Source organism: Bradyrhizobium sp. Pha-3, from assembly GCF_042258615.1.
GTDB lineage: Bacteria > Pseudomonadota > Alphaproteobacteria > Rhizobiales > Xanthobacteraceae > Bradyrhizobium.
The window spans coordinates 237,095-262,140 of the sequence record NZ_CP170152.1 but is presented as its reverse complement, the minus strand read 5'-3'; the positions used below and the strand labels follow the sequence as shown (position 1 = coordinate 262,140).

The 25,046-nt window shown below is 58.3% G+C and carries 22 protein-coding genes; 12 read left to right on the top strand and 10 right to left on the bottom strand.

The features are described 5' to 3' along the window. The first annotated feature begins 10 nt into the window (after positions 1-10). Both ACE10Z_RS01210 and ACE10Z_RS01205 read left to right on the top strand, forming a co-directional pair. Entirely contained in the window at positions 11-571 is a 561-nt protein-coding gene (locus ACE10Z_RS01210; RefSeq protein ID WP_375786324.1) for a methylated-DNA--[protein]-cysteine S-methyltransferase, read from the top strand. Positions 572-587: 16 nt separating this feature from the next. Then, entirely contained in the window at positions 588-1,121 is a 534-nt protein-coding gene (locus tag ACE10Z_RS01205; RefSeq protein WP_375786323.1) for a hypothetical protein, read from the top strand. 495 nt (positions 1,122-1,616) lie between these two features. Here the strand turns inward: ACE10Z_RS01205 and ACE10Z_RS01200 are convergent, their stop codons facing one another. Together ACE10Z_RS01200 and ACE10Z_RS01195 are read right to left on the bottom strand one after the other, a co-directional pair. Continuing rightward, positions 1,617-2,672 (bottom strand): adenylate/guanylate cyclase domain-containing protein, encoded by a 1,056-nt coding sequence (locus ACE10Z_RS01200; protein ID WP_375786322.1) that lies wholly within the window; start codon positions 2,670-2,672, stop codon positions 1,617-1,619. Between the two features lie 67 nt (positions 2,673-2,739). Beyond that, entirely contained in the window at positions 2,740-3,582 is an 843-nt protein-coding gene (locus ACE10Z_RS01195; RefSeq protein ID WP_375786321.1) for an SDR family NAD(P)-dependent oxidoreductase, read from the bottom strand. Positions 3,583-3,760: 178 nt separating this feature from the next. Between ACE10Z_RS01195 and ACE10Z_RS01190 the strand changes: the two genes are divergently transcribed. Both ACE10Z_RS01190 and ACE10Z_RS01185 read left to right on the top strand, forming a co-directional pair. Continuing rightward, positions 3,761-4,723 carry a sensor histidine kinase gene (locus tag ACE10Z_RS01190; protein WP_375786320.1) on the top strand — a complete coding sequence of 321 codons (963 nt, stop codon included), beginning with the start codon at positions 3,761-3,763 and terminating at the stop codon, positions 4,721-4,723. Positions 4,724-4,936: 213 nt separating this feature from the next. Further along, a complete protein-coding gene (locus ACE10Z_RS01185; RefSeq protein WP_375786319.1) occupies positions 4,937-6,709 on the top strand; it encodes a putative bifunctional diguanylate cyclase/phosphodiesterase in 1,773 nt (590 codons plus the stop codon). Between the two features lie 604 nt (positions 6,710-7,313). On the opposite strand, the gene ACE10Z_RS01180 is transcribed toward ACE10Z_RS01185, so the two are convergent. Next, positions 7,314-7,952 (bottom strand): carboxymuconolactone decarboxylase family protein, encoded by a 639-nt coding sequence (locus tag ACE10Z_RS01180; RefSeq protein ID WP_375786318.1) that lies wholly within the window; start codon positions 7,950-7,952, stop codon positions 7,314-7,316. A gap of 169 nt (positions 7,953-8,121) precedes the next feature. Here ACE10Z_RS01180 and ACE10Z_RS01175 point away from each other — a divergent pair, with 169 nt between their 5' ends. Beyond that, entirely contained in the window at positions 8,122-8,526 is a 405-nt protein-coding gene (locus ACE10Z_RS01175; RefSeq protein WP_212312132.1) for a YccF domain-containing protein, read from the top strand. 49 nt (positions 8,527-8,575) lie between these two features. Here the strand turns inward: ACE10Z_RS01175 and ACE10Z_RS01170 are convergent, their stop codons facing one another. The 3 genes from ACE10Z_RS01170 to ACE10Z_RS01160 form a co-directional block, all read right to left on the bottom strand. Further along, a complete protein-coding gene (locus tag ACE10Z_RS01170) occupies positions 8,576-8,833 on the bottom strand; it encodes a GCG_CRPN prefix-to-repeats domain-containing protein (RefSeq protein ID WP_375790071.1) in 258 nt (85 codons plus the stop codon). A 111-nt stretch (positions 8,834-8,944) separates the two neighbouring features. Then, entirely contained in the window at positions 8,945-9,982 is a 1,038-nt protein-coding gene (locus ACE10Z_RS01165; RefSeq protein WP_375786317.1) for an alpha/beta hydrolase, read from the bottom strand. A 166-nt stretch (positions 9,983-10,148) separates the two neighbouring features. Then, on the bottom strand, positions 10,149-11,228 hold the full coding sequence (locus tag ACE10Z_RS01160) for an LLM class flavin-dependent oxidoreductase (protein WP_375786316.1): 1,080 nt from the start codon (positions 11,226-11,228) through the stop codon (positions 10,149-10,151). A 408-nt stretch (positions 11,229-11,636) separates the two neighbouring features. On the opposite strand from ACE10Z_RS01160, the gene ACE10Z_RS01155 reads away from it, so the two are divergent. Together ACE10Z_RS01155 and ACE10Z_RS01150 are read left to right on the top strand one after the other, a co-directional pair. Continuing rightward, positions 11,637-12,560 (top strand): HNH endonuclease, encoded by a 924-nt coding sequence (locus ACE10Z_RS01155; protein WP_375786315.1) that lies wholly within the window; start codon positions 11,637-11,639, stop codon positions 12,558-12,560. 423 nt (positions 12,561-12,983) lie between these two features. Next, positions 12,984-13,493: a hypothetical protein gene (locus ACE10Z_RS01150; protein WP_375786314.1), complete on the top strand. Its 510-nt coding sequence runs from the start codon at positions 12,984-12,986 to the stop codon at positions 13,491-13,493. Positions 13,494-13,530: 37 nt separating this feature from the next. On the opposite strand, the gene ACE10Z_RS01145 is transcribed toward ACE10Z_RS01150, so the two are convergent. Next, a complete protein-coding gene (locus tag ACE10Z_RS01145) occupies positions 13,531-13,914 on the bottom strand; it encodes a hypothetical protein (protein ID WP_375786313.1) in 384 nt (127 codons plus the stop codon). Between the two features lie 165 nt (positions 13,915-14,079). On the opposite strand from ACE10Z_RS01145, the gene ACE10Z_RS01140 reads away from it, so the two are divergent. Genes ACE10Z_RS01140 through ACE10Z_RS01130 form a run of 3 tightly spaced genes read left to right on the top strand, consistent with a single transcriptional unit; the run spans position 14,080 to position 17,395 of the window. Beyond that, positions 14,080-15,573, top strand: coding sequence for a recombinase family protein (locus ACE10Z_RS01140; protein WP_375786312.1), 1,494 nt, complete (start codon positions 14,080-14,082; stop codon positions 15,571-15,573). Continuing rightward, positions 15,570-16,487, top strand: a complete 918-nt coding sequence (locus ACE10Z_RS01135; RefSeq protein ID WP_375786311.1) for a plasmid partitioning protein RepB C-terminal domain-containing protein — start codon at positions 15,570-15,572, stop codon at positions 16,485-16,487. Before ACE10Z_RS01140 ends, ACE10Z_RS01135 begins: the two co-directional genes overlap by 4 nt. Next, entirely contained in the window at positions 16,484-17,395 is a 912-nt protein-coding gene (locus tag ACE10Z_RS01130) for a plasmid partitioning protein RepB C-terminal domain-containing protein (RefSeq protein WP_375786310.1), read from the top strand. The genes ACE10Z_RS01135 and ACE10Z_RS01130 overlap by 4 nt, the downstream gene beginning before the upstream one ends. 449 nt (positions 17,396-17,844) lie before the next feature. Here ACE10Z_RS01130 and ACE10Z_RS01125 read toward each other — a convergent pair whose 3' ends face one another. After that, entirely contained in the window at positions 17,845-20,997 is a 3,153-nt protein-coding gene (locus ACE10Z_RS01125; protein WP_375786309.1) for an AAA family ATPase, read from the bottom strand. A gap of 286 nt (positions 20,998-21,283) precedes the next feature. On the opposite strand from ACE10Z_RS01125, the gene ACE10Z_RS01120 reads away from it, so the two are divergent. Then, on the top strand, positions 21,284-21,952 hold the full coding sequence (locus tag ACE10Z_RS01120; RefSeq protein WP_375786308.1) for a hypothetical protein: 669 nt from the start codon (positions 21,284-21,286) through the stop codon (positions 21,950-21,952). A 120-nt stretch (positions 21,953-22,072) separates the two neighbouring features. Continuing rightward, a complete protein-coding gene (locus ACE10Z_RS01115; protein ID WP_375786307.1) occupies positions 22,073-22,627 on the top strand; it encodes a hypothetical protein in 555 nt (184 codons plus the stop codon). Positions 22,628-22,817: 190 nt separating this feature from the next. On the opposite strand, the gene ACE10Z_RS01110 is transcribed toward ACE10Z_RS01115, so the two are convergent. Both ACE10Z_RS01110 and ACE10Z_RS01105 read right to left on the bottom strand, forming a co-directional pair. Continuing rightward, a complete protein-coding gene (locus ACE10Z_RS01110) occupies positions 22,818-23,360 on the bottom strand; it encodes a hypothetical protein (RefSeq protein WP_375786306.1) in 543 nt (180 codons plus the stop codon). Between the two features lie 70 nt (positions 23,361-23,430). Then, positions 23,431-25,044: a hypothetical protein gene (locus ACE10Z_RS01105; protein ID WP_375786305.1), complete on the bottom strand. Its 1,614-nt coding sequence runs from the start codon at positions 25,042-25,044 to the stop codon at positions 23,431-23,433. Positions 25,045-25,046 lie beyond the last annotated feature (2 nt).

The window sequence follows — 25,046 nt, the reverse complement described above, 5'->3', positions numbered from 1 at the left end:
GAGACGACCCATGAATCTCATGACACACGCTGGGCCCTCGGTCGACATGGCCACCACCACCGCCGACGTTCTTTTCTACGCGACTGGCGGCTGCGCGTTCGGCACGGTTCTGATCGCACGCAGCGTCAAGGGGGTTTGTGCCATCCTGCTCGGCGATGATGCACGCGCACTGGAAGACAATCTTACGAGACGCTTCCCGCACTCCACGCTCGTTCCGAACGAGGTGATGGTTCGCGACGACATGGCGAAGGTAGCACGCTACGCCGACAAGCCCTCCGAGGGACTCGATCTCACGCTGGACATGCGCGGCACGCCGATCCAGCGCCGCGTATGGAACGCGCTTCGTTCGATCCCGCTCGGCAAGACCCGGAGCTACATGCAGGTGGCTCGCCTGATCAACGCCGCCTATCCCCAGGTCACCGCGCGCATCGTAGCGAACGCCTGCGCTGCCAACCCGCTTGCGCTCGTCATTCCCTGTCATCGCGTCATTCGCGCCGACGGCGAGCTTGCCGACTATTGCTGGGGCCTCGAGCGCAAGCGCGAGCTGCTCGAAAAGGAAGCCGGCGCATGAAGCTGCAGCGTCGCCCATGGCGTTGGCGGATGGCCCCCTCGCGACCAAGGAGGACGTCATGAAACTAGCCGTGATGACGGGTGAGACAATCGGGCTCGTCGTAATCCTTCCCAATGGCCCCCAAATCGTCGACATCGCCAGGAGCGCGGGTGTCTTTGCGCCGCACGATCCGCTGTCGAGCGGCCTCTTGAACGGCGCCTTCAAGGATGGCGTCGACTGGCCGTCGATCCTCAAGCACTGGGCGCGTTTGCAATGGCCCCTCAAGCGGCTTGCTCACATCGCGGAAACCTGCCCGGACCACCCGGGCCTGGTCGTGCAATCGCTTGCCGATCAGAATTTAAGAAGCGGATCCGCCATTCCGATCGTTGCCATCGACATCACCGATATGCAGCCGTTCGATGAACGCGATCCGACCGGCTGGCGTGCCATGAAACGGCAGTTCGTGACACCGCCGCAGGAAGCGATTGAAGCGGACTCGACTGCCACACCAGAGACCGCTCAAGTCATCGGCTTCGTGCGTCCCACGAAGGACGAATCCTGGAAGCGGTGACGCGTCGATGGCGAGACTGACGGGTGCAGCTTTAGCTATCTGGTCGATCGGGGATCGTACGATACGCCCCTTACAACGATAACAGGTGCGGTCTGGTCTGATCGAAAGCTCAGTTCCTTGTGTTCGCACCACACCGGCTCTTGCACGCGGCGGCCTCGGCAGTGCATTGGGCGACGCAGGCTCCGGACAGGCCGCAACTCGTCGCGCAGGTATAGTTGGCTGAGTTGCAGGTTGCGACGCACTCCGTTGGCACGTCTCTTTGCGCCATTTGACGTCTTTCGAGCAAGGAAGCGGCGTTGCTCGAAACGGTCCCCGACAGCAAGAGCACCAACGCCAGCGTTTTCCTCATGTGAAATGCTCCCAGGCACGATGCAGTCGCAACATCGGTCGCCGGGTTCGCTTTCGCACTCCGGTTCTTGCTTCCAAATCTGAACGCATCGCTGCGGGGTGAGCATCCTGAAGCGCCGCCTCCCGCTTGCAGCAGAGACGAACGCTCTACGCTACTGCTCCGATCCCGACGACATCGATGCCGTCGACGCGGCCGCGGATCGGAAGCGTTCCGAGATCGCTCATCGGAAACGGCGGCGGCACGGCGAAACGCGCCATCGCCGCGCGCGAGGCGAGAAAGCCGCCCTCGACCTTGCGGCTCAGCTCTTCCAGCCGCGCCGCGGTGTTCATGACGTCGCCGTTGAACACGATCGCGCGCTTGATGTCGCCGATCTCACCGACGATCACCGGACCGAAATGCAGGCTGCCGCGGATCTGCGGCACCGCGCCGAACTCGCGCTCGAACTGCGGCGCCGCCTTCTGCAGCGCGCGGCGCATCGCCACGAAGCAGCGCAGCGGCCGGCAATCGACCGCACCGTTCCCCTCCGGCCAGGTGACGATGATCTCGTCGCCGATGTAATTGAGCACCTCGCCGCGATAATCGACCACCGACTGCGTCAGCAGGCGGAAGGTGCGGTCGAGGAAACGATGGATGCCGATGCCGCCGAGTCGTTCGGCAAGCCCGGTCGACCCCGCAATGTCGACGAACAACACGAAACGGTCTTCTTCGACCGGCGTGTGGTAGCGCCCGGTCACGAAGTTCATGAAGGCGCGCGGGCCGATCAGATTGGCTATGCCGAAGCCGAGGTTGATCAGCACCGAGACACCCGCGGAGTAGGCGAAGCCCCACCAGAAATCCCCAAACGAGGCCTCCAGCGGGACCCCCGCAATGCGTTCACCTGGATGCAGCAACTGGATGCCGATGATGATGGCGGCGTAGACGGTGCTGCGCACGGCCAGATTGGCGAGGAAGGACAGGCGATTGAGCCAGTCCCAATCCTCGAGGACGAACATTTCGACCGCCCCGATGATGAAGCCAAGCAGGAAGCCGTAGGTGGCGCCGGTGATCAACGCCGTCGCTCCTTTGCCGTGAATCAGGCCGACTGCGATACCGGACAGGGTGCCGACCACGACCACGGCAGCAAGACGTTGCAGCTTCCGCTCGAGCCTGGCGTTCATGCGAGAGAGCTGTCGGGGAGAGCTTGCCAGATCGACCATCGTCATATTCCTCCCCGAAGCGATCAAGCGAGCTACGACTGGACCAATGCGTTTCGCGCGCGATGGAAACGCTCTATCCCGCTCCCTGATCGAACGCCTTGCGCAGCGCGACGTAGCCCGCCTGCTGCTGGCTCCAGTTGCGGCCGCCGGTCATGGCGCCGTCGACGACGAGGTCGTGGCCGTTGATGAAGCTCGATTCGTCGCTCGCCAGGAACACCGCGGCATGCGCGATATCGTCAGGCAGGCCCGCGCGCGGGATCGGCTGTGCTGCCTTGTAGACATCGCGCATCACGGCCGAAGTCTTCTCGGCGGCTTCGGTCGACAACCCCAGCGCCTTGCCGAAAATGCCGGTGGCGATCGCGCCGGGCGAGATCGAGTTGACGCGAATGCCGGACTCGCCGAGCTCCATCGCCACGCATTTCGTGAAATGAATCACCGCGGCCTTCGCGGCGCCATAGACCATCGACGAGGAGAAGCCGGCGAGCCGGCCGGCGATGCTGCCATTGTTGATGATGCTGCCGGAACCCTGTTTGCGCATATGGGGCGCGGCATGCTTCATGCCGAGCATGACGCTGCGCACCAGCGTTGCCATCGCGGCGTCGAACCGCTCGACATCGAGGCCCTCGATGCCCCCGGTCTGCGCCGGGCCGCCGGCATTGTTGAACAGGCAGTCGAGCCGGCCGAACTTCTCCACCGCAAGCGCGATCAGCGCCTGCATCTGCGCCTCGACCGTGACGTCGGTCTGGCGAAACACGCAAGTCTCGCCGAGCCGGTGCGCCAGTGCCTCGCCCTCCGGTGCGCGGCGCCCGGCGATCACGATCCTCGCGCCCTCCGCGACAAAGATCTCGGCCGTACGTAACCCGATGCCGCTGGTCGCCCCAGTGATCACCGCGACCTTGCCGTCCAGCCGTCCCATGCCGGTCCTCCAACTGTCGTTTGATGTTGCAGATATTCCCCAGCCGCTCCCGCCAACGCAAGCGCAGGCGCGGTTAACGGCAAGCGAGGTCCGCCTGTGGCCAGAAGGCCACAACTGCGGTTTTTCGGTCGCAGCGGCCTTATTTTGGGTCGCCTGTTCACGTGAACTGGCGCGACCGATGGCGAAATGGATTGAAGATTTCAGGGCGAGTTGGCGGGGCGATGCACAGCCATCGTTGCTGCTTGCGGTCGCTTTCGCGGTGTTCTGTCTCGTTTTGGCCACGGCCGCGCGGTTCGGGCTCGCCCAGATCAGGCCAGACGTGTTCTTCACGCCCTATTTCCCGGCGGTATTCTTCGCAACCGCCCTTGGCGGCTTCCGGATCGGGATCGCAACCGCGCTGGCCAGCGGCCTGCTCGGCGTCCTGCTCAATTTCAACAGCGCGCATGCCGACCCGGCGCGCTTTGCGCTGCTGATGATCTTCTGGGTGGTGTGCGGCATCGCGATCTGGGGGGTGGAGCACTACCGTTCCCTGGTCGCGCAGCAGCGCGAAGTTTCCAAGCGGCTGATCGAGGAGGAGCAGTACCGCAAGATCGTGGTCGACGAATTGCAGCACCGGCTGAAGAACAAATCCTCGACCATTCATGCCGTATTGCATCAGGCGCTGCAGGACCGGCCCGATGTCTGGCAGCGCATCGACCATCGCATCCGCGCGCTCGCGGCGACCGACGATCTGATCGCGCGGGTCGACGGCTATGGCTGCGATATCAAGGATTTGCTCCGCTCGGAGCTCGGCCCCTACGGCCATGTGCGGTTCAATCTCAATGGCGAGCAGTTGTTCCTGCCCGCCAAGCTCGCCGTCTCGCTGGCGCTGATCTTCCATGAGCTCGCAACCAACGCAGGAAAATACGGCGCCTTCTCCTCGCCGCGTGGATTTCTGCAGGTGTCATGGACCGTGGACGATGGGCGCCTCAACGTGATCTGGGACGAAACCGAGGGACCGGTGGTCGAGGTCATCGGCGAAGCCGGCTTCGGCACCAAGCTGTTGAAGTCGGCGCTGCGGCCGTTCGACGGCAAGACCGAGATCAGTTACCTGAAGACCGGTGTTCACTGCATCATGCAGTGCAATCTCCCCAGCTGTTGATAAGCCTGCTTTTCGGTACACGCGCTTTATTTGCGCGTGCCGATGTAACCGCGCGCTCCGAAATCGCTTTCACCGGCGGCCGATGCCGACATTGATACTCTGTTAATGACGATTGCCGCGACGGCTTGCGAAAGCAGCCCGCGTCTCTTTCTGTCACGGCATTTCGCAAGTCCGCTTAACCAAAACTACAACGGACTTTGCCAAGGTCGGCGCATGCATAGTTTCACCAAGAATGATTTTCAGACGGGCACGGCAGGTACCGGGCAGGACGACATTTCCAGCAATGAATTGCGCATCTTGCGCGATCTTCTCCAACTGCTGCCGGCGGGCGTGACCGTCCAGGACGAGCAGGGCCAGTTCATCCTGGTGAACGAAGCGGCAGCGAGCCAGTTGCAGCTGGCGGCCGGCGCGAGCCAGCCATCGCCGGCTGACGAGCGCCATGCCGCCAATCTGGACCTGTTGCGCAGCGGCCGTCCTGTGGTGCTCGAGGAAGTCCTCGCCTGCGGCGCAGCCAAATACGTGTTTCTCACCGCGCACCGGCCGGTCCAGATTGCCGGGCGCAATCTCCTGATTTCGACCTCGACCGACATCAGCGAGCAGAAAGCGTTCGAGGACCAGCTGTTCCGCTCGGCCTATTACGATGAACTGACCGGTCTGCCGACCCGGCGGGTGATCGAGCATCGCGTCAACGGCCTGATCCGCGACTCCGCGCAGAGCCAATTCGCGCTCGCCTTCCTCGACGTCGACAACTTCAAGCACATCAACGACTATTACGGCCACGCGATCGGCGACGCGCTGCTGGTCGAACTGTCCAAGCGGCTCGGCCACGCGCTGCGCGAGACCGACATCCTGTCACGGATCTCCGGCGACGAGTTCCTGCTGCTGCTGAACCCGATCAGCGGCAACGACGAGGTCGCCGAATTCATCCATGTCATGCAGGAACGGCTGAAGGCGCCGTTCTTCATCGAGGACTCCGAGATCTTCGCCTCGACCTCGATCGGCGTCAGCCTTTACCCGGTGCACGGCCGGAGCTACGAGGCACTGCGCCAGAATGCCGACATCGCGATGTACCGCGTCAAGAACAACGGCAAGGGCTCGATCGCGTTCTTCGACAACAGCATGGAGCGCGAGGCGCTGGCGCGGATGAAGATCGAGCAGTCGCTACGGCTGGCGATCCTGGAAAAGCGCTTCTGCTGCGCATTCCAGCCCAAGGTCGATATCCGCTCCCAGGAGATCAAGGGGATCGAGGCGCTGGTCCGGCTGCGCGACGACGAAGGTGTGATCCAGGCACCGGGCACCTTCATCAACCTCGCCGTGGAGCTCGGCCTGATCGACGAGCTGACGTTTCTGGTGCTGGCGGAAATCGTCAAGTCGATCGACCTGATCAACGACACGTTCGGCCCCACGGCGACGATCAGCATCAATGTCGCCGCCAAGCAGGCTGGCAACGTCGAATTCATGCGCCGCTTCGCACGCGCGCTCGAGGAGACCGGCTTCCCGAAACGATTCATGATCGAGGTGACCGAGGACGCGTTCGTGACCCGGTCGCATTTCCAGGACCAGATCCTGCCGATCCTGCGCGGCATCGGCGTCGGCATCTCGATCGACGATTTCGGCATCGGCTATTCGTCGCTGTCGGCGCTCGCCGACATCACCGCCGACGAGATCAAGATCGATCGCTCCTTCATCACCGACATCCATCAGCGGCCGCGCAGCCAGGGCATCCTGCGCGCGATCGAATCGCTGAGTGAGGCGCTAGGCATGACCGTGATCGCCGAGGGCATCGAGTCCTACGAGGAGCTCACCTATCTGCAGGCGGCGACCAAGATCCGCTACGCCCAGGGCTTTTACTTCGCCAAGCCGATCTTCCTCGAGGACCTGAAGCCCGCGACGCCGGTCGCCAGCGAGACGCGCGCCAGCATGGCGGCACGCCCGGCCCAGGAAGGCCGCCAGAGCTACTCGCGCGCCAGTGGTTTTCGGCGGTAACGCAAGTCAGAAGGCAACCGCGACGGGACTGCAATCCCTCTTCCCCAACTGACGCCTTCACGTCGTCATGGCCGGGTCATGGAACGAGGCCGACAACCGGATGCGATAGCTTGTCCTAGGGGCGCGCTGTCAAAATATCGAAAACAACCCCATGCACAGTAGCCGGCGAGTGCCGGCGTTCGACGCGGCAACGTTCGACGCGGTACACTGTTCGACGCGGTAACTGTCCGTAGCGGTAACTTGACTCGTCGGGCAAATCAGTGGCACTCTTCCATTATTCCGAAATCGTGCAGACGGCCCAGCCGCTATCTCATATCGGAACGCCCTGCTGCGTCGCTTCCCTGCGGCCCTCCTTCGCGACGCCCGCTGTTGAGTCCGCGGCCCCTCCAACACGTCGTCCCTGCGAAAGCAGGGGACCCATAACCACAGCTACCAATTGTTGGGCGATGTTGGAACGACGAGTCCCTGCAACAAGGTCCGCCGCGGCGTATGGGCCCCTGCTCCCGTGCGCAATTGCGCACTAGGCAGGGACGACGATGAGGATGGTTCCCATTCAAGGCGTCACACCACGCGGTGTAGGAGAGCGAGACAGCTGCGGATGCAGCTACTTCTCCAGCACCGGCAATGGCGGCACGCTGTCGTCGGCAGAGCCGGCCTGCATCGTGATCAGTGTCATCGAGACGAGGTCGTAGTAGCCCATGATCCCGATGATATCCATGATGCCGCGCTCGCCGAACTTTTCCAGCGCAGCCTTGTAGACGGCGTCGCTGACCTTCCTGTCGCGATAGAGCGCGATGCCGAGATCGTAGAGCGCGGCTTCATCGTCCTTCATGCCGTCGGGCCGCGTGCCCTTGGCGATGGCATCTGCGATCTTCGGATCGAGCCCGCCCTTCATCGCCAGCGGATAGTGCGCGGACCATTCGTACTGCGCGGTCCAGTGCCGCGCCGTGATCAGGATCGCCATTTCGCTCAGCCGCGGCGGCAGCGAGGTATTCCAGCGCAGATAATCCGACAGGTTCGACAGCTTCGGTGCCAGATCGGGATTGCGGATATAGGCGCGGTAGGGCGGCACGGTGAACTTGGCGTTGCGCGGCGGCGCGCTGATCAGGTCGGCCCAGGCCTTTTGCGGCGGCGACAGCTCCTCGGCCTTGAGCGGCGCGAACCGAACGGCATCCTCGCCGCGCGCGGCCTGCGCCGTCAACGCCAGGGCTGCCAGGACGCCCGCCCCAAGTAATTTTCTCATTGTTGCTCTCCCTTTCCGATGCAGGCTTCTCGTGTCCTGCACGGCCGCGCGAGCTTAGTCGCGATCAAGGGAGATGCAACGCGGCGAGCGCGCGTTTGGGCCGCACCTACCGCCACAGCCGACATCGGTCTATATTGAGGGCGTCCGAAGCGGCGCGAAGGTGTCAGCCATGCAGCCTGTATCTATCCTCCTGAACATCCTCTGGATCCTGATCGGTGGCGCCTGGATGGCGTTCGGCTGGCTGATCGCCGCTGTGATCATGGCGGTCACCATCATCGGGCTGCCTTGGGCACGCGCGGCGTTCAACATCGCGGTCTACACGCTGCTGCCGTTCGGCTCGCGTGCGGTACGGCGCGATGAGGTCACCGGCATGTCCGATATCGGAACCGGGCCGCTCGGCGTGATCGGCAATCTGATCTGGTTCATCCTGGCCGGCTGGTGGCTCGCGATCGGCCATGTGATCACCGCCATTCTTCTGGCCGTGACCATTATCGGCATTCCCTTTGCCTGGGCGCATCTCAAGCTTGCCGGCATCGCGCTGTGGCCGATCGGCAAGGTGATCGTGCCGGCGTAGGGCCGCCCTTGCGGAGCACCGTTCCGATCTCATCGGAACGGACAAGGCTCTACAGCCAATCCTTCGTCGTTTGAGAGCAGGCCTGAAGGTCGCGCCGCCAGACAAATCCGCCTCCGTCACATGGGGGGCGTGGGCGCGAGGTGGCGGGGCATTCGTTCCTGACCCGTGCGCCGGTGCCCCAGCCGTCAATCACGCAAGCGCCGTTCAAGGTCCTGTGGCAACCGGTGCCACATCCCTCCGCTGCGTTGGCCGGGATCGGACCAAGGAACACACCGGCTGTCAGAACCACGAGCAAATATGCCCTCATGATCTCCTCCTTCGCGCCGTCGGTCGTGATGCATCGCATCGCGCCGATCATAGGCGATCCCAATCGCGCTCGCCACCGGGCCCACGCACACATTCCGGTGTTTGCATCGGTTCAGCGCGCCGCCTCGCAGCCAGGGATGTCGAACACTGCGGTCAGGCCGCAAGGCGAGTTGAGCATCTTGCCGCCCTCATGGCCGACGCCGGGCACATCCCACACGCTGTGGTGCGGCGTGCCGTTGTCGCGGGCCCGCATCGCCGCGACATAGGAATGCCCGCGCGCGTAGCGATACGGCCCTTCGGCTTCCGCCATGCAGGATTTGTCGAGCGCGGGATGATTGGGGTTGGTGTCGAGCGTTCCCAGGAGATAGATCACGCGGCGCGCGACATAGGCCTGCTCCAGCGCAGCCGGGGTCGGCTCGGCGAGATAGGGCGGACGGTCGTCCATGCCGAACTTCCAGCTGTTGTAGCCTTCGCATTTCGCCGCGATCGCGGGCTCCGGCCGCTCCTCGGTGAAATAGGCGTAGGAGGACGGATTGGCGACCACGTAGCGCACGCCGATGCCCTCGCGCAGCAGCACCTGATCGCCCTTCACCGCGATCGCATAGCGCTGCACCACCTGGCCGCCGCCGGAATGGCCGAACACGATGACCTGCTTCAGGTTCGGAAACAGCTTGCGGTCGCCGAGCTTCGCGAGGATCGCATCGAGCGCCTCGAACGAGCTCGCCGGATTCGGCGCGATCGCAGGCTCGCCGCCCTGCCAGCCATAGAGGCTCCAGCGCAGCGTATCCGGAGGCAGCTTGAACGCCTCGACGTCGGGCTCGATCAAGAACTGCGGCGCGATCATCAGCGTGCTCTTGCCGATATCACCGGCCGCGGCCTGCGCGCTCAGCGCGGCGCGGAAATAATCGTCGGCATTGCGCAGCACCCCGTGCAGCACCAGCACCGCGCGGGTGACGTCCGGCAGCGGATTGGACCAGTCGGCCGAGAGATAGACCGGAAACGTCGCGCTGCCGACGGCAATGCGACCGCTGGCGATTTCCTTGACCGGCTTCTTGTCACGCTCGATCTGCGCCTGCGTTGCCGACGCGACCGGCGCGTGAACGGTCGCGATCAGCAGCGTCAATGCCGCAAGCCAGGCTCGCTGATGCATGATTTCAACTCCGTTGGTGCCATTCTTGTTTTGACGCGTTTTCTTGACGCGAACCGGAACCCACTTCGCTCGAAAACGCTTTGGTAGGGACGATGCGATCGGGCGGGATCATGGCGCGTTAGGCGTCGATTCACCCATGAATTTTCAGAATGCTTCCGGATGACACTCACGCCGCGAGCCGGCCGCGATTGTTCGCAGCCAGGATCGGGCGGATCAGTCGGCCGAACCGCTCGGCCTCTTCGTCGTGCAGATAGCCGGACAGGCAGAAGGAGTGGCAACCGGCGTCGATGAACTGCTGCAAGGTCGCGGCGCACTGTTCGGGATTGCCGACCACCGCGATGCCGGCGCCGGGCCGCACCTTGGTGATGCCGGTCCACAGATGCGGCATCAGGAGATCGCCGTAGTCGCGCGCGAGCTGCTGCACGCGCTGGTTGGCCTCGGACCTGACGTAGAGCGTCTTCATCTCCTGCTTCTGCCGTTCGGTGGCGTGACGCACAAGCTGGTCGGCGGCCTCCCAGGCATCCGCCTCGTTCTCGCGGCAGATCACCTGCAGCCGCATGCCGAAGCCGATCGCATCCTCGCGGTCATGCGCCCGCGCCATCCGCCTGATCTCGGCGATATTGTCTGCGATGCGCTCCGGCAGATCGCCCCAGAACAGATGAACGTCGGAATGCTTCGCCGACACCTCCCAGGCCTGCCGCGAGCCGCCCCCGAGATAGAATTTTGGAAACGGCTGCTGCAGCGGACGCGGCCGGATATGCGCGCCCGAGATGGTGTGAAACTTGCCCTGGAAGTTCACCGGCCCGCGCGTCGTCCACAGCGCCTTGAGGATCGAGACTTCCTCGTCCATCAACGCGTAGCGTTCCTCCTTGGCGTAACGCACGCCTTCGGCCTCGACCTCGCTCTCGTTCTGGCCGGCGATCAAATTGATGCAGATCCGCCCGCCCGACATCTGGTCGAAAGTCGAGATCATCTTGGCCATCAGCACCGGGTTGATGTAGCCGGGCCTTGCTGCAATCAGCGGCTTGATCCGCGCCGAGCGCGCCGCCATGAAGGCGCCGGATATCCAGGCCTCCCAGCACACCGAGCCGACCGGGATCAGGAGATATTCGAACCCGGCATCCTCGGCCGCCTTGACCACGCGGTCGCAGAGTTCCGGCGATCCCGCGACCTGCGCCTCCATCAGCCCATAGGCCGTGGTGTCGCCATGCGTGGGCAGATACCAGCCGAATTCCAGCGGACGCATGGGGCAAACTCCCTCGAAAGCCGGCCTTTTCCGTAAGGCCTGTCATATTGGCGCAGGCCAGTTTACAGCCCTTGAGGGGCCGGACAACGCCGTTGCCGACACCGAGCCAATCAGCTAAATGGTGGCCGGTACGCACCCGTAGCTCAGCTGGATAGAGCGTTGCCCTCCGAAGCTGGACCGGTGACAGACCAGATCCCTCGAAAACTGCAGGTTTTCTGACACCCGGTGCGTCATTTCCGCGTCTCAGGCACACCCGGGCCACGTTTAGCTGCGTTCGCATCGATCGCCCTACCGTCAAAAGACTAATCTGCGGAGCGGGGCTCGATAGAAGGTAGCGCTTCGAATCTTGCGCGAGCTATGCCAGGGTTAAAACTTCAAATTGCCCGCATTGCCCTGCGAAGCGACCGGATGGACACGCCAAATCTTGACACGCTCATGCGAGTGGCCGCCTTCGAGCGCGTCCGAGCGCTGAATGAAATTCACGACCATCTGACCACCACGGAATTCAAGCCGGGATTTCTCTTTCGGGGAGAACGCATCCCCCTGGTCAATCCCCAGCGAGGTATTTTCAAGCCACAACAGATGCGGTTCTTGCTGTCGATTAAGACGGTCTTCCCGAAGCCGGGCGCCAAGGTCTGGTATGATGACCAGAGGGAAGTCCATCGTCAGATATTCCATGGTGATGAGACCGTAGACTATGCCTTCATGGGCAAAAACCCGGATGCCGCGGACAATCGATGGTTGAAGGAAGCATACGAAAACCAAATACCTATCATCTATTTTCTTGGGATAGCACCAGGCCGTTATCAAGCCCTCCTACCAACCTTCATCTCTGGCTGGGACGAGCACGCTTTAAAGACCCGCGTGACGTTCGGACCTAATCCAGAGACTCTGGCTCCCCCAACGGACAGCACTGAACGGCGATACGCGCTGCGCACAGTCAAACAACGGTTGCATCAGGCAACTTTCAGAGAGGCGGTGATTGCAGCATACGACGGGCGCTGTGCATTTTCTGGCCTTCCCGAACCACTGCTTCTCGACGCTGCACACATCATTGCCGATATAGACGAGCAACTCGGCCAGCCGATGGTCACGAACGGTATCCCTCTTTCGAAAATCCATCACGCAGCTTTCGACGCGCATTTAATCGGAATTGATCCAAACTTCCGTATGCACGTGTCAAGTCGACTACTCGGTCAAACTGACGGTCCGATGTTAGAAGCCCTGAAACAGTTGAACGGTCGAAACATTCGTTTGCCCGGCCGGACAAAGGACCATCCTGACCGAGATCGATTAGCTGTGCGTTTCGAGCGCTTTAAGTCGGCCGCGTGAAGCAATACGCTTCTCGCCAAACCAAGGCTATCCGTAGGTGACGGGCAACGATCCGCCGCCTTGCTTCAGTGGGAGCCAAAGCGGCTCAGCAACAACATCGCATACCACAGCGTTATCATGATCCGGAAGAGCATTACCTATGGACCCATTTAGTGCGGAAACGTGGAAGCATCATTGGGAGTTGATTGCGAGTGCGCCCTACATTTTGATGCCGTTAGTTGCTTTGGCGCTGATGGTTGGATGGTGGATCGGAAACAGGCTCGCCGGAGCTCGAGTCGAAGGCCTCCATGGCAACCATCGATAATCTTAAATCGCATATCGAGCTCCTAGAGTTGCGCCTCAATTCTGCTACTGATCGTGAAGGAGACGTTCATCGAGCCCGCAGCGAACTTGAGAAACAGATTCTGGAGTTAAGGTCAGAGGTTGCCGCCGGGTGTTTCAACTGAAAAACTGGCCGCCACTTCAGCCAAGGTAGGCGCAGCAATCACCGAGCTTTCGACAGCGAACGATACCCTTGCTAACGCCCCGGCTTCTCAAGGTTCGGAACTCGAATTCTATACTCAACTCGAGCAGCGCTTGCCCGGTCAGACGGAAAAGCTGAAGGAGTTTGTCAGCTCCCTAAGACCTTTGGGCATCGAACCGAAGTATGGCAAATCTCTTTTCTTGCGATGGCAAAGTGAGGATGGCTTAGCATTCTCCGCCGGAACGATCGAACCAACCGGAAGTATCTGGCTTCTCAAGTCCGTAACGGATGCGCGCATGGCAGGAAATCAATCGGCGGGCGAGCGATATCTGGAAACAATTGCTCGGCTGACCAACGGATCGATCAAGCGATACGAAAGCGGACAGATTGATGTTCGAGGGCCGGACAGACGAGCATTACGTCTGCCCTCTCTAATTAAGTTAGCCCCTGCGTGGAAGGACCGCCATTAGCACGCTAACAAGCGACGCTTCGCGACGAGCGAACGTTTCATGACTGACCCTTATCCTTCAGCTCTTGCATTAACATCATCAGCCTCGCGATACGATCTTCGATTTCCACGAACTCTAACGCCACAAGCAAGTCTTGGCGTTCCATCATTCCAAGCATTGTCTTGAACACCTCGTGACTATGACCAGCTAAGACGAGCAAGTGTTCGCCACTCGGACCATATTGACCTGAAAACCAGTTTTTCACCGTCCTCTCGTTGGCGCCCGTCCATCCAGCAACCGTCTTAATTTGCAGCCCGCTTTCGACCGATGCTCGTTGGAGAGCCGCGGCTATTTCCATTGCAAATCGCTTCTCTCGACCTTCCAAGACGCGCGCGCCTCTTCGCCGCTGTGGAAAGAACTTGCCCAGATTTGGAAACGACATTCAGCCGCTTCGTTCATTAAGATGGCGCTCCTGTGAGCACGGCCCGCGCAACCATCGATCGCCAATTTCTCAAGAAGGCGTCCGCAATTGATTAGGCGAATCAGTCGCCCAGCTCCGGGTAATGAATCCCCCGATAGGCTAGCCCGCGCCGCAGCCTACGTAAGGATGTCCACGGACCACCAGAAATACTCAACAGAAAATCAATTGGAGGCAATTCGACACTACGCAGAGCAGCGTGGCCTCGAAATCTGTCAGATTTACGAAGACTCTGGTCGCAGTGGATTGAAGGTCAAAGGCCGCGACGGGCTCCAGCGGTTGATGAGAGATGTGCAGTCGCGGACTTCGAATTTCGAGGCAATACTCGTTTACGACGTAAGTCGTTGGGGGCGCTTCCAAGACGCCGACGAAGGCGCCTATTACGAACACCTTTGCTCACGAGCCGGCATTCGAGTGCACTATTGTGGAGAGCAGTTCGATAATGACGGCAGCATTGGGTCAATTCTATTGAAGAACGTAAAGCGCGTTATGGCGGGAGAATACAGCCGCGAGCTTTCCGTCAAGGTCTTCGCCGGCCAGTGCCGCCTGGTGGAACTCGGCTTCAGGCAGGGGGGCCTCGCCGGATTCGGCCTACGCCGACAACTCGTCGATGAGAACCGCGTTCCCAAGGGAGAACTCCACCGAGGCGACCGAAAGAGTCTCCAGACCGACCGGGTCGTCCTGACCCTGGGACCTCAGCAAGAAATTGAGCAAGTTCGCCGAATATATTCCATGTTCGTCGACCGCGGACTCTCCGAACAAGAGATTGCATCGCGCTTGAATGATGAGGGAATCGTCACGGATCTAGGCCGGCCTTGGAGCCGCGCTTCGGTGCATCAGATCCTGACAAATGAGAAATACATCGGAAATAACATCTTCAACCGCGTCTCCTTCAAGCTCAAGCAACGGCGGGTGGTAAACAGTCGCGAGACGTGGGTCCGCGCAGATGGAGTTTATCCGTCGATCATTTCACGAGCTCTCTTTGAAAGAGCACGATCCACAATCGATGCGCGCAGCAATCATTATTCTAACGAAGAGCTTCTAACGAAGTTGCAGGCTATTCTGAAAGAAGAGGGATTTCTATCCGGCGTCGTGATCGACGAACGAACCGATATGCCATCATCAAGCGCTTACCGACATCGCTTTGGAAGCCTGATTCGCGCCTACAGCTTGATCGGCTACATTCCTGAGCGCGACTATCGATACATCGAGGTCAATCGGCGCATTCGCGAAGCTCATCCGCGAATCGTGAACGATATCATTGCCGGCTTTAAAGGCGCCGGCGGCGAAGTAGCGCGCAACGAAGATAGCCAGCTGATGACAATCAATCGCGAGTTCACTGTGGCGGTGGTCATTGCTCGTGCCTTTGCAACGAGCACCGGCTCCTTGCGTTGGCGAATACGGCTAGATACCGGCCTAGTGCCAGACATAACGGTTGCTGTGCGGCTCGACTCGTCGAACGTGCATCCACTCGACTATTACATTTTTCCAAGCATCGATATGAGCGTTCCGCGCCTGAAGCTGCAGGAGCACAATCCTCTTTCTCTAGATGCTTATCGATGTGCGTCTTTAGAATTTCTCTATTCCCTTGCTTCGCAATGCTCTTTCGGAGAGGCAGCATGAACGTAGTGAACCGGGCGCCCCTTGAACAACGGCAGCTAAGGACAATTCGAATCGACGCAATCCGAATCTTAAATCCGCGAGCTAGAAACCAAAGGATTTTTGCCGAAATCGTGCGAAGTATCGCACAAGTCGGACTCAAGCGTCCCATTACTGTCAGTCCGCGCACCTGCGAGACAGATTCCTTTGAATACGACCTCGTTTGCGGACAGGGACGCATCGAGGCGTTCCTTCAGCTAGGACAATCGGAAATTCCCGCACTGATCATCAATGCGGATGAGAGCCACTGCCTCGTTATGAGTCTGGTAGAAAACTGTGCGCGCAAGCATCACCGCGCAATTGATCTTCTGGCAGACATCGGAACGCTGCGAAAGCGGGGATACGACGACCGAGAGATCGCAGCTAAGATCGGAGTTACCCTCGACTATGTTCGGATGATCAGCACTCTGCTTAACAAAGGCGAGGAACGTTTGGTAAACGCGGTTGAAGTTGGAGTTATACCCCTGAACATGGCGATAGAAATCGCCAAGTCCGACGACGACGAAGTTCAGCGCGCCCTCACCCAAGCATACACGGAAAAGAAGCTAAGAGGAAAAATACTGGTTGCCGTTCGTCGCTTGATTGATGAACGCAGGCGTCGTGGCAAGCATCTGCACGGCCCAATCTACGGACGGCGAGATACTCCAAAGAGACCTCTGACAAGCGAATCTATGATTAGGGCCTATCGACAAGAGGCTGATCGCCAGCGCCTCCTAGTTAAGAAGGCTGAGGTCACCCAAAACAGACTTTTGTTTGTGGTTGAAGCTATTCGGTCGCTTCGACAAGATACGGAATTTGTTCGCCTGCTTCAGGCTGAGGAGCTAGGCCTGATGCCTGCATTTCTAGAGCAACAACTCACGGCGAGAGCGGCGCAATGAATCGGATCGTCGAGCCGGTCGTTTTGGACGAAATCATTCGGGCCTTCAGCCCTGACACCCTGATTATCGCAATTGATGCAATTCTTCCGGTGCGAGCTATCGGTAAGACTGTAAAGTCGAGTAGCAAGTATCGACAGATTGCCTCTTCCATTGCGGAGATAGGGCTCGTCGAGCCTCCCGTCGTTTGTCGAAGCACCCAGGCCGGTTCCTACCTACTACTGGACGGCCACCTCAGAGTCGAGGCTCTCAAGGAGTTGGGGCACACGGATATAGAATGCTTGCTCTCGACCGACGACGAGGCATTCACCTACAACAAGCGCATAAGTCGACTGTCCCCGATTCAAGAACAGCGGATGATAGCGAGGGCCATCGAACGAAATGTCTCGAAGGAAGCGATCGCAAAAGCCCTCAACATAAATGTCCGCAGCTTGGTTCGCAAAGCTACCTTGATAGACGGGATTTGCGAAGAAGCGGTCGGCTTGCTGAAAGATAAGATCTGCCCATTAGCAGTCTTTGACGTCCTACGAAAAATGAACCCGATACGTCAGATTGAGGCCGCAGAACTCCTGATCAACGCAAACAACTACTCGATCAGCTACGCGACCGCGATCCTTGCCGGCACACCACAAGCGCAGCTAGCTGACTCCACGACGCCAAAGCGAATGAAGGGCATGACCGCTGAGGCGCTAGCGCGAATGGAGGGAGAGCTGTCACGACTACAGCAATCAATAACATCTATTCAAGAGACGTATGGTCAAGATCACCTCCACTTGACGGTCGTCAAAGGATACCTTGCAAAGCTCGTCGGCAACCCCAAAGTCGCTAAATATCTTGGAGAGCGCCAACCAGAATTCTTGAGCGAATTTCGGAATATTGTGCAGATGACGTCAACGCTTCCGACGGACTAGCTCGGCTCCAGATGGGGACCCGGACCCAAAAGCGCGGGGACCACGGGAGAAGCCGCACTCTGGGGCGGAGCAATCGTGGCGATGGGGATGGCGGCGAACCCGTGCGGAGCCCATCAGGCAGGTGAGCTTTCACCAGCTCGCGGGACCCGAGTCGGAGTGCGATCGCCTAGTTCGGCGATTGGCATTCCGGCTTCGGGCACCTGAATGAACCGCGGCTTCTTGACACGCTCCATCGCCGAAATCCTTGTTAAATTCAGTAGGGTTGCTTCGACGACTTAGCGGAGGCGCAAGCCATCGCAATAGGAATGATGGACCGCGGCCCTCCGAAGCTAGACAGAACGACATGGCGTTGATGGCGACGGTGCAGGATTTCCTAGAATTTGGGCGCTTAGCATCGTCAAATTCGCGGAAGCAACACTCTTGCGTCAACTGAAAGCGTCTGGAGCACTTCAACTGGCTTGACTAGACCGCGTAGGCTCGTCTGCCTGAATTCGCTGTCTAACCCGGTCCAGCAAAGGCTGATAGATAGCTGCCCCAGTCTCTTCTATCAGTTGCGCCGCTCGCGAGAGATCGCTCTCTGCTTCTGCACTTTGCTGCTCCGAGCCTGCTCCGACGATCTCCGCCCGCACGATGTGTGCAAGACATGCCGGAATTCGGGTGTGACGACTGCTTGCGACTGCGATTGCTTCATCAGCAAAACTTCGCGCGCTAATCCGGTCTCCCCTCAGCGAATATGCATTTGCCAAATCCGCCAGTATTCGAGCCTCGTTCTCTAAACCAGCTTTGCGAGACCTCGCGAAACGCAAGGCGTTCGTCATTTCATCTATCGCGGCGGAATAATTACCTGACACTAGATGAGCTAGGCCTCGAGATGCCTGGGCGTAGACCCTTAAGTAGGGATTACCGCTTTTTGCCGCTAGTGAGAAGGCACGAGCAGCATGAAGTTGGGCCGTCGAGTTGTCGCCCTCGGACCAAGCGAGATCAACGTAAGCCAAGCTCGGAATAGCAGAGTGAATGGGATCAATCGTCTCCTCCGATTCCTTCATAACATCCTCAAGATAGGGACGCGCTTCATCACCGCGGCCCAACATGACAAGAGTTTGTCCGCGCATGGCAATAAGCCACGTATTGATGTCAAAGCCGAGCGTTTGCCGATCGAACTTAACGATCTCATGAGCCCGATTCAAAGCCTCGACGTTCAATTCGAGAGCTTGCAACATTTTACCCGACAGCCGAAGAGCATGGCAAAGAACCGCCTTCAACGTAACCTTCACACTCTCGTCGGGCCCTGGTTCGGCTATCGCCGCCGCCTCCCTGATGCGTTCGACGTATTCGTCTGCCGAGCCGCCGTTCGCTAGAATTCTTCCATAGGCAGCATTTATCAAGGCATTGGCCCGCACGTCCCCAAGTGCAAACGCCAGCTTCTTGGCCTCGTCATAGTAAGCCCATGCATCCTCAGCAGATATTCCTTCTCTCCATGAATGATTAACAATCTGACCGCAGGCCATCATTCGGAGATAGTCGTTGGATTGCGAGGCTGGCTGATTTGCCAGCAGTTCACGAACTTTCTTCCAGCTGCGCAAAGCTTGGCTCGGGTCATTCGAACCAGCCCAGATTGCCGCGCGCATATTTAACTGAGCAGCCTTAAGCGCCTCGCCAGCTTGTTCAAAATGATAAGCCAGGAGCGCTGCGCGCTCTTCCTTAAAGTCCTTGGAAGTTTGAATAGCGTCAGCCACGGCCGCATGAATCGACTTAGATCGCTCTCTCAAGAGCGATTTGTAGGTAACATCCTGAATCAGAGGGTGACGAAACGCGTGCACGCCGCGTTCGTAAGGCGGCAAGTCGTATACGAGTTCGGCTTGTCTCAGCTGCCACATGGCTTCAGCAAGCTCTTCTGACGGTATTCCCGCTACACGCGAGAGGATTGGTAGCTCGAATTCACGACCAAATACTGATGCAACCTCTAGAACGTTCTTCGCAGAAGTCTCCAAACGATCAATACGCGCGGCCACGACAGCTTGAACAGTAGCCGGCAGCGGAATGCTCTCCAAGCCGCCCTTCAGACGGTAAGCCCCTCTCTCTCCTTCGAAATCGCCTCGCTCCGCTATCGCATTGACCAGCTCTTCAAGAAAGAATGGGTTGCCTTGAGCTCGCTCTACAATGTTTCGACCGACCAGCGCGAGCGATGCATCATCCCCACAGCATTCTCGCAACAGCATTTGCGCTTGGTTTAACGCCAGAGGAGGCATGTTTATTTGCTTGTAGTGCGACTTTTGCATCAGGGGCGCTGCAAATCCCGGCCTAAAATTCACGATCAGGAGCAGCGACGTTCCTACAACCGCGTCTGCAAGAGCCTCTACGAATTCTTCACTCGCTGCGTCAATCCAGTGGAGATCTTCAATGATGACTACAGTAGGAACGTTGCGGGGACCAGAACGAACCAGAGTTCTAACGAAATCCAACAATTGCAGTTTGCGGCCCTTCGGATCTACTTTTGATGGCGCCGCTCTCGTCTCTGCAATTCCCAAGAACTCAAGCAAGTGCCGAAGTAGCAACTCCGAATCGGAAACAGCCGTGAATCGCTCTCTAACACGGCTGCGGGCTATATCTGCTGCGTCATCCGGCTTGATTCCAAAGAAGTCTCGAAGCAGTTCCAGCACCGGCTGAAATGGTGTCGCGCGACCGTGTGCCAAAACGCGGGCTTCGAAGACACGTATGTCCTTTCGGCGGCAATCCTCGGCGAACTCAAAGCAAAGGCGGCTCTTGCCGATCCCGGCCTCCCCTACAACACCGACGACGCGGCCATCACCGTTAGCCGCCTCGACGAGTTCGCGTCTCAGAAATGCAGCCTGATCATCTCGCCCAACCAAGCGGTTCAACCGCCCGGTGCGAAACACACCGCTTGCTGGAGCATTTCGCAACCCGAGCAGCTGGTGCACTTCTATCGGTGATTTGAGGCCTCTGATTGCCCGAGGTCCCAGCGAGTTACCTTCTACAAACTGCTTTGCGGCACGAAAGGTATCATCAGCAACTAGGACGCAATCCGCGTCAGCCATTTGCTCCAAACGATTTGCCAAATGAACTGCGGCGCCTGCCGCATCGTATGACTGATGCATGCTGTTTTCGACGGCCTGCACCACAACCTCGCCGGTATTCACGCCGGCGCGAACGTGAATATCTGGATCGTTCAGCTTGGCGATCGCGTCCAGCATCGAAAGCGCCGCCAGGCAAGCGCGCACGGCATGATCTTCATGTGGACGGGGCGCGCCGAAGAGCGCCATGATTCCATCGCCCTGCGTTTTATTGACTACGCCGTCATATTTGTGAACCGCGTCCTTCATGAGCGCGATCACGGGATCGAGACGTCGCATGCCTAATTCGGGATCACCCAAGCTGTCGATGAGGCCGGTTGAGTTCTGGATATCCGCAAACAGGACGGTCAGTGTTTTTCGCTCTCCGCCCTTGATGCTTAGGGATTTTAAGAGCTGCTGCGGTGACTGACTGGTATCGGGCGAGATAACGGAAAGCACGGCGCTGCACTGCCCACAGTATCGGTTGTTGGGCTCATTGGCATAACCGCAGGCAGTGCATTCAATTTTCATGCGCCCGCACGTCCTTGCTAGGTCGAGGAGATGGCCCCCCAGAAGGAATTCAATATATCCGAACCATGTTGGCTACGCCATCAAGGGGATTCCGCTTAGAAACGCCACCAAGGGTCGTAGGGCCGCCTCCAGCCCCGGACTCGACCCTGCCGAAAGTCAGCTCGACAATACAACTGCCGCGTGACAGGAGCCAAATTCTGTAATTTAATGTTCGCTGCGTCGCCTGAATTGGACTTGTTATCTTTTCAATCTACCGGTTTCGATAAATCAGTATTTGGAGGATGGCATGGGAGCGCTAATTCCCAATCCCAACGACATTGAGATCGTCAACAAACTCAATAATAGGTTTGGCCCAGCTGGACTAGCCGCACTGCGCAGCTTCATGGCTGGTCATAATGATGATACCTTCAAGGCCTCGCGGCATCTCCATCGCATCTCGCTACGGCTTGGGATTTTTCCTACCTCGGGGCCAATGCCACGGGCACGCTGGTTCAAATTTCTACGGGACTTACTTGGAAAGACAGTCCCCACTAATCCTGCAAAGATACAAAAGACAATCAGGGACGGCGTAAACGATTGGAACACAACTACCAATCCGCCGTCCGGTTGTGTCGGAATCAAATTCTGGGCGATTTACGATCCTCAACTTTCACAAGATTACCGTGTCGATGTTTACCAAGCTCCGCCCGATTTGGCTGGCCAATACTGGATAACGATAACTCTAGTATGCCAGCACGAAATTGACGGTGCCGAACCTGGCATTCCAGACCCGACCAACGCTGATCCTGGAGAAAGCGGAACTCCTCCACCGCCGCCGAGTCTCGCGCCGAAAGCAAAAAGGCCTGGCAAGAATGCGGCTAAGAAGCCTTCCGGAGCCAAGAAGGCCGCAAACAAAGCAGCTAAAAAGGCGGCTAAAAAGTCCGCCAAGAAGGCAGGAGCGGACAGCGGCTCTTGATCCAACCAAGTTCTAGAGGCTCGCGGGATAATAAGTTGTGACGGACTTTCTTTGACGAGTCCGTCGGTTCGACGAGATCAGCGACCTTAAGTTAGCGCGCGCAGCCGGACGGGTGAGGTCATGTTTTTTGGCTCTAGCGAAACAACCAAGGCCCCCCAAGATCGCTCCGTAGAAAGACGGGCGATGGTCGCTGAAGTAATTCGAGTTTGTGAGGCTTGCTTCCCTTCGATCTCAATTCGTCTCGTCGACAACGTTAAGGTCGTCAATGCACAGGCTTCGCAGATCAGAGGGGCGCTCTTGATTGATCTCTTCGGAGGTCTTGCTTTCCATCCCACGGTCGGACGAGACGCCTTGGCATTCACGTTGGTTCATGAGGCGGGACATCATTTTGGCCGTGGCCCACGTATAGCGCCAAATGTTGATATGGCTTGCGATTGCGCTGCCGATCGCTGGGCGATTGCCGAGGGCATTCCCAGGTTAGCAAAGCAAAATTTCTCGCTCGACATTTTGGCAGCCCTCACTCAACTCCAAGCGGCAGCCGCTCGTTTTAGTGAAGCCACAGGCCAACCACTACCGAATTGTTGGTGCTGGGATTGGGGCCGACGGAGGCAGGTGTTGAAGGCCGGAAAACGCATCAAGCCGATCTCGAGCTGCGCTTTCGTCAACAACCTTTGAACGATATGAACGTATGCATGCGAAGACTAAGGACCTTCGGCTCTGGCGGAGCACGGGTCCTTGAACGAAGACCTGTCTGTATTCGTAGAGACGAAACTCCATACCCTGTCATGTTGCTTTCCTAGCTCGCCTGTTGTTAACAGGCGACACTTTTTCACGGATGCACGGAGGCGGGCGGATCAAGCCACCTTCAGTCTGACATGAGAAATTCCGTCCATTCTTTCTGCTTACCGCAGCTGTAGTATCGGGCGGGGGATACGAGGCATGTCAATTTTATTGCTCGTCCTCTCAACCTCTCGGACAACGTTTCGATCTGGTTCTTTATTTCCGGAATTTTGTAAAATGTTTTCCGCGTAAAGCAGACCCGCCGCAACTCCGAAAGCTCATCGACCTCCCTGATCACATCAGTCCACGATCTAACTTTCGAATCAATAAAGACATCACTCCGAACACCCTCTCGGCCGCGCTTCACCTCAACGCTCGCAATAAGATCAATAAAATCTATGCGCTTCGCTCGAATAAACTCTAGCTTTTCCAACACATCATTCTGATTAAGGGGCTCCTCACCGAAAGCCACAGGAAGTATACGCCAAAGATAGTTGCGCCCTGTGCTATAGAAAAATTCTGCTCTGTTCCTCGGCGTATCCGGATTGAATGTTCCGATGATAAGCGTCTCTGTTCGAGGGCAAATCCGATGACCCGAAAACTTGTGCTTCACGATGCTGGTGTCCAAGTCCGACTCCTGCTATTCCTTCGAGATGGCATAACCATAAGGGCAACGCACACCAGCGCCTCTGACGTGGCTAACCCAAAGCCCTTCCGAATAGCGGCTGCTCGCCATCCTGCCTCTTGAACAAGCCGCATTCGGACCCGAGAGACAGGAGTGTTAGCAACCTATCTGGCGTAGGCATAAATGCTCGGCTCGGGTTGGACCGCACTCTGATCCAACCGGACGCCTCCAGACCTATGCGCAGTCTTTTCTTTCCGTCTACGCCACGAATTGCAGACCAATGGACATGCTGTGCGATTATCCAGGTCTCGATAACTTCGGACCACAACGAAACCAGAGGCTTATTTCGAATTGCATCGATACGGCGAACCAATAATCCCATCGGGAGCCGATCCGGTCGAGCCTCGATGGGATTTGGAGTTTCAGGGAGTTCTTTCGCAAGCTCTCTCATCGCCTGAGTAACTGCATAGACGACCGCAAACGCCCGAAGGGCGTATCCTGGTATTTTGGTTAGGTCGCGCCGCTGCGCCTCCTGGAGAAGCTCTGACAATTCGACAGCATCTGTCTTCGCTGCCGCCGCGGCCTGAGGCCATCCAATTTCGTTTCCGATCGCGGAAACGGCATCGACGTATGCTGCCACGGACTGGGACGATGCGATCATACCGTCGTGCTTCGATGCCGCGGCATTCGCCTCCTTCGCCAACTGCTCCGTGCTCTTTCCTTCCGCGACATTGGCTGAGATGCTGTGCTCGACCCAAAGCATCATACTCTCGATAGCCAATCGTTGCAGTTGGCGGGCCTGTAGAATGGATAAGAGGATTGAAGACGTCCGAGCCTCTTCGTCGTTACCCAGGCTACGTCGGGCCGCCAACCTGCGTCGGAGCTCACTTACCGAAATTGGTTGCCCGGTCTGAGGCATCACGTCGTGAATTAGGTCGATCGTTGCTTTTCGTCGGCGCATGTCTTTGTGTGCGCGATCGCTTGCACCGGACTGATAGACCAAGAAGCGAAAGACATCGCGTTCCTTCTGGCTTGTCTCTTGAACCGGCAGCGCAATCGCAAGCGGCTCGACCTGTTCGCAAGTGACGCTCGGTGGCGTTCTCGCCAAAATATGCGCTGAGAGGCAAGAGTTTATGGTTTTGTCGATCTGAAGGACGGCGGCTTCTGCTTCTTGCGAGCACCTGAAAGTGCCCTGCCCTTCGCTTTGCAGAAAGTGAAGAGATTTTAGCGAAGGTCCGTATTCGGTCGGTGCCATTATGCTCGTTCGGCTCTTCTTGAACTGTTCCCATTTCCCTCCCTCGAATAGAAAAGATTCAAAAGAGCCATTCAACGGGAGGTGGGCCCGAACTGCAGCCGCGCCACGCAACGGGCTCTCTGTGAGGCAATGCGCCCATGCATAGATTGTCTCGTATCGAGCGACCAGATCGATCATTTCGTCCGGATCGATCTCGCCATCATCCGCGACGACTTGCCGAGCTTTCCACCATGCCCACGCCATGAAGCAGTAAGGTCGGACAAGCATAGTTACGTTGTTTATACCCGGAACTGTTTCGTCCATAAGGTCAAGGTTCAATTGCCTCAGACCAATAGGGTCAACGCCGCTCTCAGCTAAAGCAAGCCTGTCTACGATTCGAAAGCCAGGCGGTCCGCTAAATGCCTTATCAATGTCGGAAAGTGACGTAGGCATCG